Source organism: [Scytonema hofmanni] UTEX 2349, from assembly GCF_000582685.1.
GTDB classification, from domain to species: Bacteria; Cyanobacteriota; Cyanobacteriia; order Cyanobacteriales; family Nostocaceae; genus Hassallia; species Hassallia hofmanni.
On the sequence record NZ_KK073768.1, the window covers coordinates 1,335,030 to 1,349,709 of the forward strand.

General features: G+C 40.6%; 12 protein-coding genes, 1 tRNA gene and 2 pseudogenes. 9 read left to right on the forward strand and 6 right to left on the reverse strand.

Annotated features, from left to right (window positions below; all coding sequences use genetic code 11):
• Nucleotides 1–621 precede the first annotated feature (621 nt).
• Together TOL9009_RS0111060 and pgeF are read right to left on the reverse strand one after the other, a co-directional pair.
• Nucleotides 622–706 (reverse strand) — tRNA-Ser (locus TOL9009_RS0111060).
• A 116-nt stretch (nucleotides 707–822) separates the two neighbouring features.
• Nucleotides 823–1,623, reverse strand: a complete 801-nt coding sequence (pgeF, locus tag TOL9009_RS0111065) for a peptidoglycan editing factor PgeF (RefSeq protein WP_029632859.1) — start codon at nucleotides 1,621–1,623, stop codon at nucleotides 823–825.
• Between the two features lie 63 nt (nucleotides 1,624–1,686).
• Here pgeF and TOL9009_RS0111070 point away from each other — a divergent pair, with 63 nt between their 5' ends.
• Both TOL9009_RS0111070 and TOL9009_RS0111075 read left to right on the forward strand, forming a co-directional pair.
• A complete protein-coding gene (locus tag TOL9009_RS0111070) occupies nucleotides 1,687–2,514 on the forward strand; it encodes a biotin--[acetyl-CoA-carboxylase] ligase (protein WP_038296285.1) in 828 nt (275 codons plus the stop codon).
• 118 nt (nucleotides 2,515–2,632) lie between these two features.
• Complete coding sequence (locus TOL9009_RS0111075) at nucleotides 2,633–4,285, forward strand: M23 family metallopeptidase (RefSeq protein WP_029632861.1); 1,653 nt, start codon at nucleotides 2,633–2,635, stop codon at nucleotides 4,283–4,285.
• A 196-nt stretch (nucleotides 4,286–4,481) separates the two neighbouring features.
• On the opposite strand, the gene TOL9009_RS0111080 is transcribed toward TOL9009_RS0111075, so the two are convergent.
• Complete coding sequence (locus tag TOL9009_RS0111080; RefSeq protein ID WP_029632862.1) at nucleotides 4,482–5,153, reverse strand: riboflavin synthase; 672 nt, start codon at nucleotides 5,151–5,153, stop codon at nucleotides 4,482–4,484.
• A 340-nt stretch (nucleotides 5,154–5,493) separates the two neighbouring features.
• Here TOL9009_RS0111080 and TOL9009_RS0111085 point away from each other — a divergent pair, with 340 nt between their 5' ends.
• The gene (locus tag TOL9009_RS0111085) at nucleotides 5,494–5,988 is read left to right on the forward strand and encodes a bifunctional nuclease family protein (RefSeq protein WP_029632863.1); all 495 of its coding nucleotides are present in this window, start codon (nucleotides 5,494–5,496) and stop codon (nucleotides 5,986–5,988) included.
• On the opposite strand, the gene TOL9009_RS45455 is transcribed toward TOL9009_RS0111085, so the two are convergent.
• Nucleotides 5,985–6,167, reverse strand: a complete 183-nt coding sequence (locus tag TOL9009_RS45455; RefSeq protein WP_029632864.1) for a hypothetical protein — start codon at nucleotides 6,165–6,167, stop codon at nucleotides 5,985–5,987. The two genes, TOL9009_RS0111085 and TOL9009_RS45455, sit on opposite strands and share 4 nt — an antisense overlap.
• A 15-nt stretch (nucleotides 6,168–6,182) precedes the next feature.
• Between TOL9009_RS45455 and TOL9009_RS0111095 the strand changes: the two genes are divergently transcribed.
• The 6 genes and pseudogenes from TOL9009_RS0111095 (at nucleotide 6,183) to TOL9009_RS50885 (ending at nucleotide 11,416) form a co-directional block, all read left to right on the forward strand.
• Nucleotides 6,183–7,310, forward strand: coding sequence for an aldo/keto reductase (locus tag TOL9009_RS0111095; RefSeq protein ID WP_029632865.1), 1,128 nt, complete (start codon nucleotides 6,183–6,185; stop codon nucleotides 7,308–7,310).
• 133 nt (nucleotides 7,311–7,443) lie between these two features.
• A complete protein-coding gene (locus tag TOL9009_RS0111100) occupies nucleotides 7,444–7,653 on the forward strand; it encodes a hypothetical protein (protein WP_029632866.1) in 210 nt (69 codons plus the stop codon).
• A gap of 66 nt (nucleotides 7,654–7,719) precedes the next feature.
• Nucleotides 7,720–8,115 (forward strand): tetratricopeptide repeat protein, encoded by a 396-nt coding sequence (locus TOL9009_RS0111105; protein WP_029632867.1) that lies wholly within the window; start codon nucleotides 7,720–7,722, stop codon nucleotides 8,113–8,115.
• 94 nt (nucleotides 8,116–8,209) lie between these two features.
• Nucleotides 8,210–8,824: pseudogene (locus TOL9009_RS50875) on the forward strand (class I SAM-dependent methyltransferase); the annotation flags it as partial.
• 180 nt (nucleotides 8,825–9,004) lie between these two features.
• Nucleotides 9,005–10,519, forward strand: a pseudogene (locus TOL9009_RS50880) (glycosyltransferase family 4 protein); the annotation flags it as partial.
• Nucleotides 10,520–10,567: 48 nt separating this feature from the next.
• Nucleotides 10,568–11,416, forward strand: a complete 849-nt coding sequence (locus tag TOL9009_RS50885; RefSeq protein WP_242055778.1) for an FkbM family methyltransferase — start codon at nucleotides 10,568–10,570, stop codon at nucleotides 11,414–11,416.
• A 312-nt stretch (nucleotides 11,417–11,728) separates the two neighbouring features.
• On the opposite strand, the gene TOL9009_RS0111115 is transcribed toward TOL9009_RS50885, so the two are convergent.
• Both TOL9009_RS0111115 and TOL9009_RS0111120 read right to left on the reverse strand, forming a co-directional pair.
• Nucleotides 11,729–13,960 (reverse strand): O-linked N-acetylglucosamine transferase, SPINDLY family protein, encoded by a 2,232-nt coding sequence (locus tag TOL9009_RS0111115; RefSeq protein WP_144238203.1) that lies wholly within the window; start codon nucleotides 13,958–13,960, stop codon nucleotides 11,729–11,731.
• Nucleotides 13,961–14,064: 104 nt separating this feature from the next.
• On the reverse strand, nucleotides 14,065–14,607 hold the full coding sequence (locus TOL9009_RS0111120) for a type IV pilin-like G/H family protein (protein ID WP_029632869.1): 543 nt from the start codon (nucleotides 14,605–14,607) through the stop codon (nucleotides 14,065–14,067).
• Between the last annotated feature and the right edge of the window lie 73 nt (nucleotides 14,608–14,680).

The window sequence follows — 14,680 nt, forward strand, 5'->3', positions numbered from 1 at the left end:
TACTTTGTGACATTCAAGGGCATTGGGGCATCGAAAATCGACTGCATTGGGTTCAGATGTGACATTCCAAGAAGACTTTCCACCACGTCGTGGTGGCAATGCTCCTGTCAATTGGTCTATTTTACACAACTTTTTCATTACGATCGCCCGCAAACTCGGTTTCCGAACTATTCCTCAAGCACAACGCGCCCTCTCTAATCAACTACACAAAGTTTTTTCTTTCTTTGTATGAAACCACCCTGCTCCCCGCTTGCGGGGAGGGGAGACAAAGCGTAGCTTTGGCGGGGTGGGGTTCTTAGGGTTTAGTAAGTAATCAAGCGGACATGACATAACATAACAAGCCCATGCAATCACCAATCTGGGAGGGGGAAAGGGGAAAGGAAAAAAGGGGAAAGGTTAAGAAGTCAGATTCGCAACACGCATAAACTTTTTTTCTTTTCTTTCCCCCTATACGGGTTTGAAGCCCCTCCCTTAAAGGTGTGTCAATTATTGGGAGGGGCTTCAATCCTCTCCCAATAATTTCTTCCCTTTCCCCTTTCCCCTTTCCCCTTTGCCCCTCTTCGTGAAAATGCAAGGGTATTGCCAAATTTAATTGGCGACAAATTAATCCTAAACTTTCAACGGAGAGGGGGGGATTCGAACCCCCGTTAGGTTTCCCTAAAACGCATTTCGAGTGCGTCACCATGAACCACTCGGACACCTCTCCACAAGACATATTAAGCCTATAATAATTACACTATCACGAACTGATAAATTTTCACACGCCAAATTTTGGTAATTGGGGCTTTTGGCGCTTGCGATCGCAGACAATATTAATTTACGTCAAACGCTGACGATTCCCGACCATTGGACTTTCTTTTGTTTTTCGCGGCGATAAGAAAAGAAATAATCTGGAGTTTGAAAAGTACAATAAGGTGCGATCGCTATTTGTTCAGATGCAATTCCCAACATTTCCATCTGTAAAGCATTTACCCGTCGCACATCTAACCGCACTCTTCCAGGATTTGGATCGGGTAATAAAGGTGAATTTGGTAGCTGATACATGGCATCAATAATAGTTTTGTCATCGCCATGTGGTATTATTGTTGCGCCTATTTCTGCTGCTACCTGTTCTGAAACTTGGTAAACTTCACCAGCGATCGCAGGACCAAGGGCAATTCGCAAATTTTCGATTTTGCTGCCTTGGGCAATTAATCGGGCGATCGCTTGCGGTACAATCTTAGATGCCGTACCCCGCCAACCGGCATGTAGTGCTGCCACTTGCAGAGTCTTTTCATCGGCAATCAGCACCGGTGTACAATCAGCGCTAGCTACCCACAACGCTTGTAGAGGTTCTTCGCTCATCAAACCGTCTCCCAATACCAAGGCAGAATCACCTTCTCCTTCAACATCATTTCCACCCGCACTTAACTTACTGCTAATCTCCTGAGGTGTGACGACAATGTTGCCATGAACCTGTTTTAAGCGATAAAAATTAGAAGCTTCTGGTTGCAAAACATTGGTCAACTCTTGCAGAGAAAGTGACCAAAACTGCTGGGTGAAAAAACCGTGAGGGAAACCTTCCAATAGACTGCAAGTCAAGTAGGGAAGTTCTTCCCAAGTGCGCCAGTGCCAAGTGTGCATCTTACACCAAACCTCAACAGAAAATCAACTTCAGTCAATTAATGTTAACTTGTACAACGGGATTTGGGTCAACCTGTGGAATTTGATCGGCAACACTTAGAAACCGCCCTGAGAAGGCGCGAGCATAAATATTTACCATTGTCTCTACATGTTTTTGAGACTTTAGCCTCTACAAACCTTACTGCGTGGAACTTGCTAGAACAAGGCGCAGCCACTGGATGTGTAGTAATTGCGACTTGTCAAACAGCAGGACGCGGGCAATGGGGGCGTCAATGGAGTTCTCCTGGTGGGGGATTGTATCTTTCAGTCGCTATAGCCCCGCAACTAGAGGCAAGCCACAGCTACCAATTAACCTTGGCACTTTGTTGGGGAATTGCGAAACAATTGCGAAAATGTGGCGTGAATGTCGGAATTAAATGGCCCAATGATTTAGTCTTAAGTAGCCGTAAACTAGGCGGTATTTTGACTGAAACCAAGGTACACAAAGGAAAAATCACACAAGCAGTGGTTGGTGTAGGGATTAACTGGTCAAACTCTGTACCAGAAACCGGAATCAATCTGAAATTCTGGCAAGCGAAAGAGCAAAAAAATGTAATTGATTCTCTGGAAATGCTAGCTTTGGAGGTTTTGTTAGGAATAGAATCTGGTGTTGAGTGCCTTTGTGAAAAAGGAGTAAATATACTATTGTCAGATTATCTAAATTTGCTGACGAATATGGGCGATAAAGTAGACATCAAAAATCATTCGGGAACTGTTGTAGGTGTAACTTCTACAGGAGAACTACGAATCAAGATGGAAACTTGTGATACCAAAGCAGTAATAACACCAGAAATTTGTCTTCAACCCGGTACAATCAGTTTGGGTTACAAGGGACTGGGGACTGGGGACTAGGGACTGGGGACAAGGAGACAAGGGGGACATTTCTTTCTATTCCCCATGCCCAATGCCCAATGCCCAATGCCCAATGCCCATTTTTCAGTATAATTACACACAACACGCACTTTAACAAATGACGCAGCGCAATCAAAAAAGCGGATGCCGTTTGCACAATTTATTGCAGCGATATCTTGTGACAAAACGTTTGGCATCTTCTTTACCAGCACAGAGTCTGTGTTGGTTAAGTAGTTTCAGCCTCCTCAGCGGTGGCTTTGTTTATGCTCAGGTAGACACATCAATAGATAATATCGTTCCCACTGTCGAAAATTCACAGCCGGCAGTGACAAATCCAGTTAAAAGAGAGGTTGTGCGCGGCACTGCAACTAGTGTAGAATCGACACCGGATTTTTCTGAGCGTCGAGCTAGACTCAAAAAGCGACTACGCAATAAAACAGAAGTTTCAAAAGTCTCACCAGTTAGACGCTCAACGTCTCAGAGCGAGTCTGATGAGCCTGTAACTCGTATCAGACGCTCAAGACCTAGTGTCGAAATTTCGGAACCTGACACCACTTCTAGACGCTTCAGACGGCAAGTAGAAGCTTCGCGGGTTAAGCCTGTAAAAATTAGACAAGAAGATTCTGAAACTACATCTAGCAATTCTCGGACTATAGAAAGACCCTCAGAAGTTTCGCGACCACCAAGCAGTGGAACAGAGGGCAAAAAGGATTACAATAACGCCTATATCGACCCCAACGATTATAAAAACGATGGGACGAATTATCAAGCACCAAATTCTGTAGTACTCACAGAACGCTCTAGCGGTTGCCGAACGATTTTATCCCAAGGTGCGAATGGTATTTGCGCGAAAATCCCGATTACTCCTTATGGAAATCAGCGTGTTGCTGATTCTAATAACGACGTAACACGTAAACAAGCGCCAAGTTGGATTAGAAAAAGTCAAGCAACAACTGCGATCGCTAGCGTTTCACCACGCCGTCTTGCAAGTCAAGAGAGTAACACAGGATGGCGGAAAACGCGGGTTGGTCCGATTAATCTTAACAATGGCAGTTGGCGTGAAAAGTCAGTTGCTTCTAATGTCAGCAAAAGCGCTTATCGCCCAAATCGATTTATCCCCAATCCCAGCAGTTTCAATTCTAACCCCATAGTTGGTTCGAGTGCGATCGCCCCCGCAGCTGGGGAATTGTCAGCACCAATGACGGCTGATAATACTGTACCCCGCGACAGCACTGTAGCTTACGACATTCCGCTAGCATCAGCATTACCACAAATTCCTTATACTGGAGCGATCGCTGCAAATCCTGGGGGAATGATGTACCCGTTATCTATTCCCTCATCAATTACATCATTGTTTGGTTGGCGAGTGCATCCAATTACAGGCGATCGCCGTTTCCACGCCGGTACAGATTTGGGTGCAGCGATGGGAACACCAATTTTAGCAGCTGCTACAGGTCAAGTGGAAATTGCTGATTGGGTAGGCGGTTATGGTTTAACTGTTATTCTCAATCACACTTCCGCTCAACAAACTCTCTACGGTCACATGTCAGAAGTCTTCGTCCAACCAGGTCAGTTGGTGCAACAAGGAACCGTAATTGGACGAGTTGGCAGCACCGGTAATTCCACAGGTCCCCACCTGCACTTTGAAGTGCGTCACCTGACATCCCAAGGTTGGGTTGCAATTGACCCAGGTATACAATTAGACACCGCTCTCAGTCAGTTGATTAAAGCTACACAGACAGCGCGGGTAATTCCGGAACCGGGTAGTTAGAGGAGGGGGGGACAAGGGGACAAGGGGACAAGGGGACAAGGGGACAAGGGGACAAGGGGACAAGGGGACAAGGGGACAAGGTGAATATTTCTTCGTTGTCTCCCCCTCTCCTTGTCTCCCCATCTCCTTGTCTCCCCAATGCCCCATGCCCAATGCCCAATGCCCAATGCCCCATGCCCAATGCCCAATGCCCCATTCAAAGATACCCGTGTTCGCCTAAGAATGCGGGTGTGACTTCATCAAAGCTGTTATCGTTTGTTGTATGTTGCTTGCCGGAATAAAGCAATTTTTCGACGTATTTGCCGAGAATATCTCCTTCGAGATTGACCAAACTGCCGGGACGGAGATAGCGGAGGTTGGTTTCAGCATAGGTGAGGGGAATAACTGCCACTTTGAATTGCGAAATTTCTGGTTCATATTCGGCAACTGTCAGGCTGATGCCGTTGACGGCTATGCTGCCTTTGGGGACAATGTAGCGAGCGATCGCACTTTCTGCGATAAAAGTCATTTCCCAGGAAGTTGCAGTTTGTTCTACCGCTTGCATTCGTCCTGTACCATCCACATGACCCATGACAAAATGACCGCCGATTTTGCTGCCTACTCGCAGCGACGCTTCTAGGTTAACATACTGCTGCTCTGATTCTTGCCCCAAAGTCGTGCGACGAAGTGTTTCTGGGGAAGCGGTGGCGATAAATCCCCATTTTAAAATTTTTTCTACCGTTAGACAAACACCATCGACGGCAATACTGTCACCACAAGCTAAATCTTGCATAATTAACTCAGGTGACTGGGGTAGACATGTAATTTGCCAAGAATCGCCCCCTAAAGGTTTGATCGTTCCTAATGACTGGATTAATCCTGTAAACACGGCTTTTTCGCAAAACTAACTCTATTTATTGCCTAATTTTGAGTTAAATCAATTCGTAATTCTCACAAGAATTCCCAAATCATGAGTATCATTTTAGACAAAATATTGCATAAAGTAATCAAGACATTTATATCATTTACAAGCCATACTTGGTTAAGAAGATTATTGTTGAACTACACCGATTTGAATTCCGAGGAGTGTTCAACACTAGCAGGGAGTCTAATAGAAGTGATTATAGAAAACAAACGCCTATGTTTATTCTTTTCGCCGTCTTTCCCGATAATGGGTACTATTTGTTACATAGTTACCAAGCGCTCAAAGGATTGTAGAGGCTTCGCCAATGATTGAAATGAAAGTCGCTGGCATAGCATTAGATGCTATCACCCGCAGCCCGATTGTACTTTTGAAAGATGCTTCAGATCGCCGCGCTTTGCCAATTTATATTGGTCAAGAACAGGCTAGGGCAATTATGGGTGCGCTAGAAAATCAAAAGCCTCCCAGACCCTTAACCCACGATTTGATAGCGAATATTCTAGAACTATGGAATATGACTTTAGAAAAAGTCATTATCCATTCGCTACAAAAGGACACATTTTATGCAGCTTTGATTGTCCAGCAAGGGGATGTCAAAAAAGAAATTGATGCGCGTCCCAGCGATGCGATCGCCGTCGCTCTGCGTACCAACGCTCCTATCTGGGTTATGGAAGAAGTGATCGCTAATGCTTCCATCCCCGTGGATCGCGATGCTGATGAAGCCGAACAGCAAGCGTTTCGCGAATTTATTTCCAATCTCCGTCCCGAAGATTTGATCAAGCGCTTCGGCTCTGACAGCTAGCAATTTTGGGCATTGGGCATGGGGCATTGGGCATGGGGCATTGGGCATTGGGCATGGGGCATTGGGCATGGGGCAATGGGCATTGGGCATGGGGAATAGAAAGAAATGTCCTCCTTGTCCCCCTTGTCCCCCTTGTCCCCCTTGTTCTTCTTCTCCCATGCCCTATGCCCATTGCCCATTACCCAATCTAAAATATGCAATACCGACGTTTTGGAAAAACAAATTTGCGCCTTTCGGTGCTTTCCTTGGGGACAATGCGTTACTTGGCTTCTGAGGAAAATGCGCTCTTAACGATCCAAAAAGCGATCGAAGAAGGAATTAATCATATAGAAACTGCTAAAGGCTATGGCAATAGTGAGGAATATCTTGGTGCAGCGTTGATTGCGGGACAAATACCCAGAAATCAGCTTTATATTACTACCAAAATTCCCCCCACACCCGATGCTGACACCATGCGTCGGCATATTGATGAATCTCTGACGCGATTAAACCTAGATTATGTGGATTGTCTGGGAATTCATGGTTTAAATACGAGTGAGCATTTAGACTCGATTCAAGCCAAAAATGGTTGTATGCAAGCAGTGCAAGAAGCTGTGTGCGATCGCCGCATCAAACACGTAGGCTTTTCTACTCACGGTTCCCTTGATCTAATTCTTGCAGCTATAAATACAGATTTATTTGAATTTGTCAATCTGCATTATTACTATTTTTTTCAACGGAATGCACTAGCGATTCAGTTAGCTAGTCAAAAGGACATGGGTGTTTTTATCATTTCCCCGGCTGATAAAGGAGGAAAACTTTACACTCCACCGGAAATTCTCAAAGATTTGTGTTCTCCGTTTTCCCCCTTAGAGTTAAATTATCGTTTTTTACTCAGTAATCCTGACATTACCACCCTCAGCGTGGGAGCAGCAAACCCCGATGAATTGCTAGAACCGATACAAGCGGCTAAGTTCGACGGTGAATTAACATCAGAAGAAATTGCTGTTTTTCAGCGTTTAGAAAGTCATAAAAATACAGCTTTAGCAACTGACAAATGTAGTCAATGCTATGCTTGTTTGCCTTGTCCAGCAAATATCAATATACCGGAAGTATTGCGTTTGCGGAATCTTGCGATCGCATACGATATGACCGACTATGGACAATATCGCTACGGAATGTTTGAAAACGCCGGTCACTGGTTTCCCGGAATGAAAGGGAATAAGTGTACAGAGTGCGGTGATTGTTTACCGAAGTGTCCGGAAAAGTTGAATATTCCCGCTTTGTTGAAAGATACTCACCAAAGATTAAATGGGAAAGCTGGTAGAAGATTGTGGGGTTGACACTCCTTGCAAGTCATCAGAACGGAGATTCTTGAATCTAAATAAACAAAAAATCGCGTAAATTTTTTAGACAGGACTTACGCACGCACTATGTATTTCCGTCATTGCGACGCAAGGAAGCAATCTCAAAGTCTTGTTTTCCGCACCACAGCAAAGCGCAAAAAAACGCCCAAATCGATTCAGGCAACCACTTTCCCATTTATTACCAGAAATTTTTCCCACAAATGTTAGTTCCTCAGTTGCCGATGGGTATCCTGAACATGAGCAATTACCGATGAGAGTTGCAGCGATTTTGCTCTTACCTGCAAGATACGCTATAGCAATTCATAGATTTGCTATTTAGTCAATCTGTATATAGTTGTATTTTGCCTTCAACCAAAATCAGTCAAGTTATTACAGCAGTTCAAAAATGGCTATATCTGAAAAAGAATACATGATGGCACGGATGAAGCGATCGCAGCGTCTGCAAAAGATTGTTGGATTCGTGTCCATAATCTCCTTCGTCGGTTCTACAGCGTTTGCGGTGATTCCTGCATTGCAACAAGCGTCGCACAAACCCCAGTCAGCAAGTGCGTCTGTTGAGTCTTCATTACAACAACAAGCGCGGGGTTTTGAGTCGGTTTTGCAGCGGGAACCAGAAAACCGAGTGGCTTTAGAAGGGTTGGTAAATGCAAGGTTACAGCTAAAAGATGTTAAAGGTGCTGTTGAACCGTTAGAGAAATTGGTAAAACTGCAACCTGAACGCAAAGAATATAAAGCTTTGTTAGAGCAAATGAAGAAACAAGTAGGAAAGAGCGATCGCTAAAAAGCAATTATTTCTACTTGCTTCAACAAAATTTTAACAACTTATATGCCATTCTTATTACACAAATATTCAAAAAAAGGAGCTTCAATTTATTATGCAACTCAAATGTAAAGTGTGTAAATCGGATTTATATACCTTTGCCCAAGGTATTTTACTCGGTAAGTATGAAGTTGATTATTTTAAATGTTCTAATTGCGGCTTTATTCAGACAGAAGAACCCTACTGGATAGAAGAAGCTTATTCTGATGCCATAGCTAAAACCGATGTAGGTTTGGTATTCCGCAACAATAATTTATCACGTCAAGCTGCTCATATCATATACCATCTTTTTAATCATGATGCCAAATTTTTAGACTATGGCGGGGGCTATGGTCTGTTTGTCAGAATGATGAGAGATTTTGGCTTTAATTTTTACTGGAGCGATAAATTCTGTACAAACTTATTTGCTAAAGGTTTTGAGTTAGATGAAGCCGTCAGTGATTCTTATGAATTAGTTACTGCATTTGAGGTCTTTGAGCATTTTGTAAATCCAACTGAAGAAATTGAAAATATATTAAAATTTTCCAGAAATGTTCTCTTTAGTACAGAACTATTACCAGAGAATAATCCTAAACCAAATGAGTGGTGGTATTATGCACCTCACGAGGGTCAACATATTTCTATATACACCCTTGAAACCCTCTCAAAAATTGCTGATAAGTATGATTTAAACTTATACTCTAATGGCTCATCTTTGCACTTGCTAACAGAAAAAAAGCTTCCCCCTGATTTGTTTATTACTCTTTGTCAGAGTCAGCCAGAAGCATTAAACAAGAAATCACTGCTTCAAAGTGATTACTCTAAAGCAGTTAGTTCTCTGATTAATAGCAATTCTCATAATTTTATAAGTGTTTCCGAAGAAGTTCCTCACTCTAGTGAACAATCTGCGAAAATATTAGTTGACGGTGTATTTTTTCAACTATACAAAACTGGTATTGCTCGTGTATGGAAATCTTTACTAGAAGAATGGGTAAACAACGGCTTTGCGAAGCATATTATTTTGCTTGACCGGGCTGGAACTGCTCCGAAAATTCCTGGTGTAAGATATCGACTAATACCAGCTTATGATTACAACAATACTGATAGCGATCGCGAAATTTTACAACAAGTCTGTGATGAAGAATGTGCTGATTTATTTATCTCTTCTTACTACACAACACCGATTGCAACACCTTCTGTATTTCTAGCACATGATATGATTCCAGAAGTCTTTGGATGGAATCTAAATCATCCCATGTGGCAAGAAAAGCATTATGGAATTCAACATGCTTCAGCTTATATTGCCGTTTCAGAAAACACCGCACAAGACTTAGTAAAGTGTTTCCCAGATATATCATTAGAATCTGTAATAATTGCTAAAAATGGTGTTAATCATCAAATATTTTCACCAGCACAAGCAGAAGAGTTGAATGATTTTAAAAGTAAGTATGGTATCACAAAACCTTACTTTATTTTAGTTGGTGCCGGAAATGGTTATAAGAATAGTATTTTGTTCTTCCAAGCTTTTTCTAAACTTGCTAATAGTTACGGATTTGATATTGTCTCTACAGGAATTGGTGGATTAGCAGACCTAGATTTTAGAGCTTATACATCAGGTAGCATTGTGCATATATTGCAACTGAGTGATGAAGAGTTGGCAATAGCTTACTCTGGTGCTATTGCGCTGATTTATCCTTCTAAATATGAAGGTTTTGGTTTGCCAGTTTTGGAAGCGATCGCTTGTGGTTGTCCTGTCATAACTTGCCCAAATGCATCAATTCCCGAAGTTGCAGGTAAAGCCGCATTATATGTGCAAGATGATGATGTTGAGCAGATGGCAAATGCATTGTGTGAAGTACAAAAGCCATCTGTTCGCAACTCGTTAATTGCTGCCGGTTTGGAACAAGCGAAACAGTTTTCTTGGGCAAATATGGCAAAAGTAGTTAGTTCTACCTTAATTAATACTACTCTTTTACCCTTAAATCTCAGAGAAATCAATTTGATTGTATTTCCAGATTGGTTACAACCAGAAGAATCACTCGGTTTAGAATTGCAAAGAGTTATTAGCGCGATCGCAACTCATCCAGCAAGCGAACAAATAACTTTACTTATTGATACTAATGGAATTTCTAGTGAAGATGTCGAACTTTTCCTATCTGGTGTCGCAATGAATCTACTGATGGAAGAAGATTTAGACATAACAGAAGGGTTGCAAATTTCTCTAGTTAGTAACTTGGCTGATATTCAGTGGGAAGCTCTGTTACCTCGCATTCAAGCGAGAATTATTTTATCAGCGGAAAATCAAGAAGCGAATGCACTTTATGGAGTAAACATACCCGCATTTGAATTAGAAAGTTTTACCGTGCAACAAATTGAGCAGTTGTTTTTAAACCGGAGTAATGGTTTTGAAGCCTTTTCTAAACAGGTTGTAGAAATGAAAGACCAACAATTTAATAATTCTATTATTTACAATATCAAAGAAATCTCCATAAGCCTTCCCCACGATCATGCTTTGCCACAATATCAGAACAGGTTTAGACTTTATGATAAATTTCTTGGTGTTCTAGCTAAACATTTACCAAACAATCAAGATTTTATAGTTGACATTGGAGCAAACGTTGGTGATACAACAGCTCTACTACTGCAATATTGCTTAAATCCAATTCTATGTATAGAAGCTGATGAGGACTTCTTTTGTCTTCTGAAAGAGAATCTTTCAGAATATAAGCAGAGAATTAGTTTTGTAAATTCTTTTGTATCGGGAACCGATTTTAAAAATGTAGAGTTGGTAAAAAGTCAGGGTACAGCAAGAGCAGTAGAAACAAAAAATAAAATTGTCAAATCAGATTCATTAGAATCTATTATTAAGAATTCCAATTCGGGCAAATGTATACTTCTCAAGACTGACACGGATGGATTTGACTTTGAAATTTTACTTTCTTCTCTAAGCATAATCAAAGAAGATAGTCCAATACTTTATTGGGAAAATGAAATTTCATCTTTAAAAGACCTAGAGATGGCGAAAGATTTACTTAATAAATTAGCAGACATCAATTATACCAAATACATTATCCTAGATAATTTTGGAAATCCGTTAATTTATGAAGGCTGTTCTCAATTAGTAGACCAAATCAACGAGTATTTACTTAACAATCGTTATACTCAACACTCGACTTTTTATTATACAGATATAGCTGCGTTCCCAGATAGATATAGTCATCTTATTTTAGAAATTGCATCTGACTATAATAAGTTTATTAGAAGTTCAAACGTATACCCCTAATTTATACTTCTTGTTTGAAAACTAAGGGGCTACTTTTTTAATTTACCCTGTTGCTCTATATACAGCAGATTCCTTTGTTATGAGGTACATAATAGCCCCCTCATCGCTTGCGGGGAGGGGGTTGGGGGTGGGGTTCTTGTACCTCATGACACCGGGAAGTGCTGTATAGAGCAACAGGGTAATAATTTAATTAATAATGTCCCCTAGAAGACTTACTAATAGGGGATTTTAGTTTATCTCTTGTTGCGTTCTGACTTAACTAGCAAGTTGAGTTACTAATACAAATGATGACAACAACGCTCTTTGCGCTTACTACGAGCTAATATACCTTTGCCACATTTGCTCATAAGCTTTCTCCATTTCACGAGTAAACTGCTTACCATTCCAAAGTGGTGCAGTTTTCCGCGATGCTTTGAGTTTCCAGGCAATTTGTTGTCGCAAAGCCTCATCTTTACCCAACCGCACACCCCACTCTACATATTCTTTATCTGTCCAAGCAATGCCTTCTGTGATACCTGCATTCATCATCATGGTATAACTGTTGCGAGCGGCAAATTGTTCACCTACTCTCGTCACTATTGGAATACACATCCACAAAGTTTCTAAAGTTGTTGTGGCACCATTATAAGGATAAGTATCTAACACAACATCGGCAATGTTAAGATTAGCTCGGTGAGTTGCTTCTGAAAGCACATCTGGAAGAAAACGCAACTTTGAACAATCTACACCTTCTTCCTCCGCTAGCTGATAAACAAAACTTTTAGTCGATTTTTCATCAGCTGTACCTTTAATTAAAAAGTAGCTATTTGGCACTTCTTTAATAATTTGCAATTGCAACCGCACTGTATCTGGATGTCGTTTGAAACCTCGTTGGGTACAAAGAAAAACAACAGCATCACTCTCAATATCCAAATCTTCCCGACGCAGTGTTGGTACACCTATCTCAAAACCATCTACAGCTATATAGGTTTGAGGTAAACGCCATATTTTTTCGCTGTAATATTCCTGCGCTGTTTCTGGTAAAACGTAAGGATCGGCAATGTAGTAATCAATTGTGGATATACCTGAAGCATCTAAACCCAACCAAGTTGCTTGCACTGGTGCTGGTTTCATCGCCATGATATGACAAGTTAGGTCTAAAGTAATGCTATCTAGGTCAATCAAAATATCAATTTCATCTTGATAAATTTGTTCGGCAACTTGAAAAACATTATTGCAGTTATAAACTTTTGAAACTGTCGCTAAATACCAATCATATAAGGGGTCATAAATAGGTTTATTAAACAAGCAATAAGCATTAACTTCAAACTTTTCTGAATCGTGATGTTTAAATATCCACCGTGCAAGCCAACCAACAGAATGACTTTTTAGACAATGAGACACATATCCAATTTTTAATTTTTTAGTTGAAGAACTGCGAGATGGCTTGCGTTGTAAATTTCCTTGAGAATATCGCTCTATTTGTTGTTTAGCAAAAATTTCAGTATTTTTTTGACACAATTGCATTAATTTGTTTTGAAATTGTCTATTTTTACTGGGATTATCTTCTATATAAGGTGTAAAATAATTTGCGTTATAAAGTCTTGATACTTGCAAGTCTGTAATGGACGTGGATTGTTCTGCAATCAGTGATTTAAGTAATGATTCTTGGTGATGATGTATTTCATAAGCTTCTTGCCAATATCCACCAGCAGTCATCAAACCACGCATAATTTGGCGGTTAGCAAAAATTAAATCTGCTAAATCATTTAATAATAAATACGATTTTTTAGCAGTTTCTATACCTTGCTCATATTCACAAGCATTTTGATAAAATCCTGACAAACTAAGTAAAAACTCTGCATTATCTGGATCTAATTGTAAATACATTTCTCCTAATCTAGCGGCAATAGCGCTTTGCTTTTGTGAATAAGCAATTTCCATCACTGCGGGTAACAAAATATTATAAAAATCATTTAAGTTATTTTTCAGATGTGGTAAACAGACTTTAACAAAGTCTAATAATGAATTATGTAAATAAGTATCCATTAAAATACTTTGTAATACTTCCAACAATAGCGGTACATCTACTACTAAATCTGGTTCTGATTGGAGTATTTCAATTAATCCCAGTTCGCTTACTTGCTCACCCGTGTAAATCTCCAGCTTGACAGCTAGCTGCACTAAATGTAAAATATTGTGAAGATTTTTAGGATTAATTTCTTTTATTTGCTGTCTAATTTTTGCAGCAAGGGGATATTCTTTTAATGCTTCGCGGCGTTCAGCTTCTGTTTGCAAAACTTCTACTAATTCTTGATTGTAGCTATCGACTTCTTCCGATTCACCTTCCAGCATTGCCATGAACCAAGTCGTTTGCGCTTCTACCTCTTGTCCCTGTAAGAGCAAGCTTAATCCTAAATACCAATAATAGGATTTTACATCAGGTTCTCTGTCAATAGCTTGCTCGTATAAGTTCGCAGCTAGAAGGTAATTACCTTGAATGATAAAATCATAAGCTTGCTGTAATGTAGCTGGATTAATATTCAACAAAGATTGAGTATTCATATAAATAGTTCACAACTAAAAGTTAAAATTACAAAGTTAAAAGTGAGTAGTGCATACACCACCCACTTCCACAAAAATTTCGGTTTTCTCTGACTGGTTTGTACTTACTTCGCTAATGAAGTAAAATTAGTTTGACAGCCGGTAGCAGCAGCAGCACTAGCTATACTAGCAACGCTTGTAGCTGGGGCAATAGACTCACAAGCAACTGCTAACGTTAGTGCTTCAGAAGTAGCAGCGTCTCCAATAGCTGTATAAGTTGTACCATAGTAGGATTTCAAAGCAGTTTTCCTCGCTACACCATTAATTTGTACATAAGAACCAGCAGTAGCAGCTGCACCAACGATCGCATAGCTGAAGTTATCAGTTTGGCTCTTAATACCTGCTTGCAAAGCTGAAAGAGTGGTAGCAAAAATTTGGTTTTCCAAAAAGAATGCCTGTTGAGCGCGGTTAACAGAACCGATGTTGTTCTTAGCTTCAGACTGTTTAGCTTTGCTCACCTGACCGAGTAGCGATGGTAAAGCGATCGCTGCCAAGATACCGATAATAATTACAACTACTAGTAATTCAATAAGAGTAAAACCTTCATCGTCTTTTTTCTTACCGTTGATGTGTTGCAGAAATTTGGCTTGTAGTTCTGGCTTAAGCATGGGTTTTTCCTTAAAGTGGGGTGTTTAATTTAGATTGGTGAGTTCTAGATATAACTTGCCCACTTTTATCGCT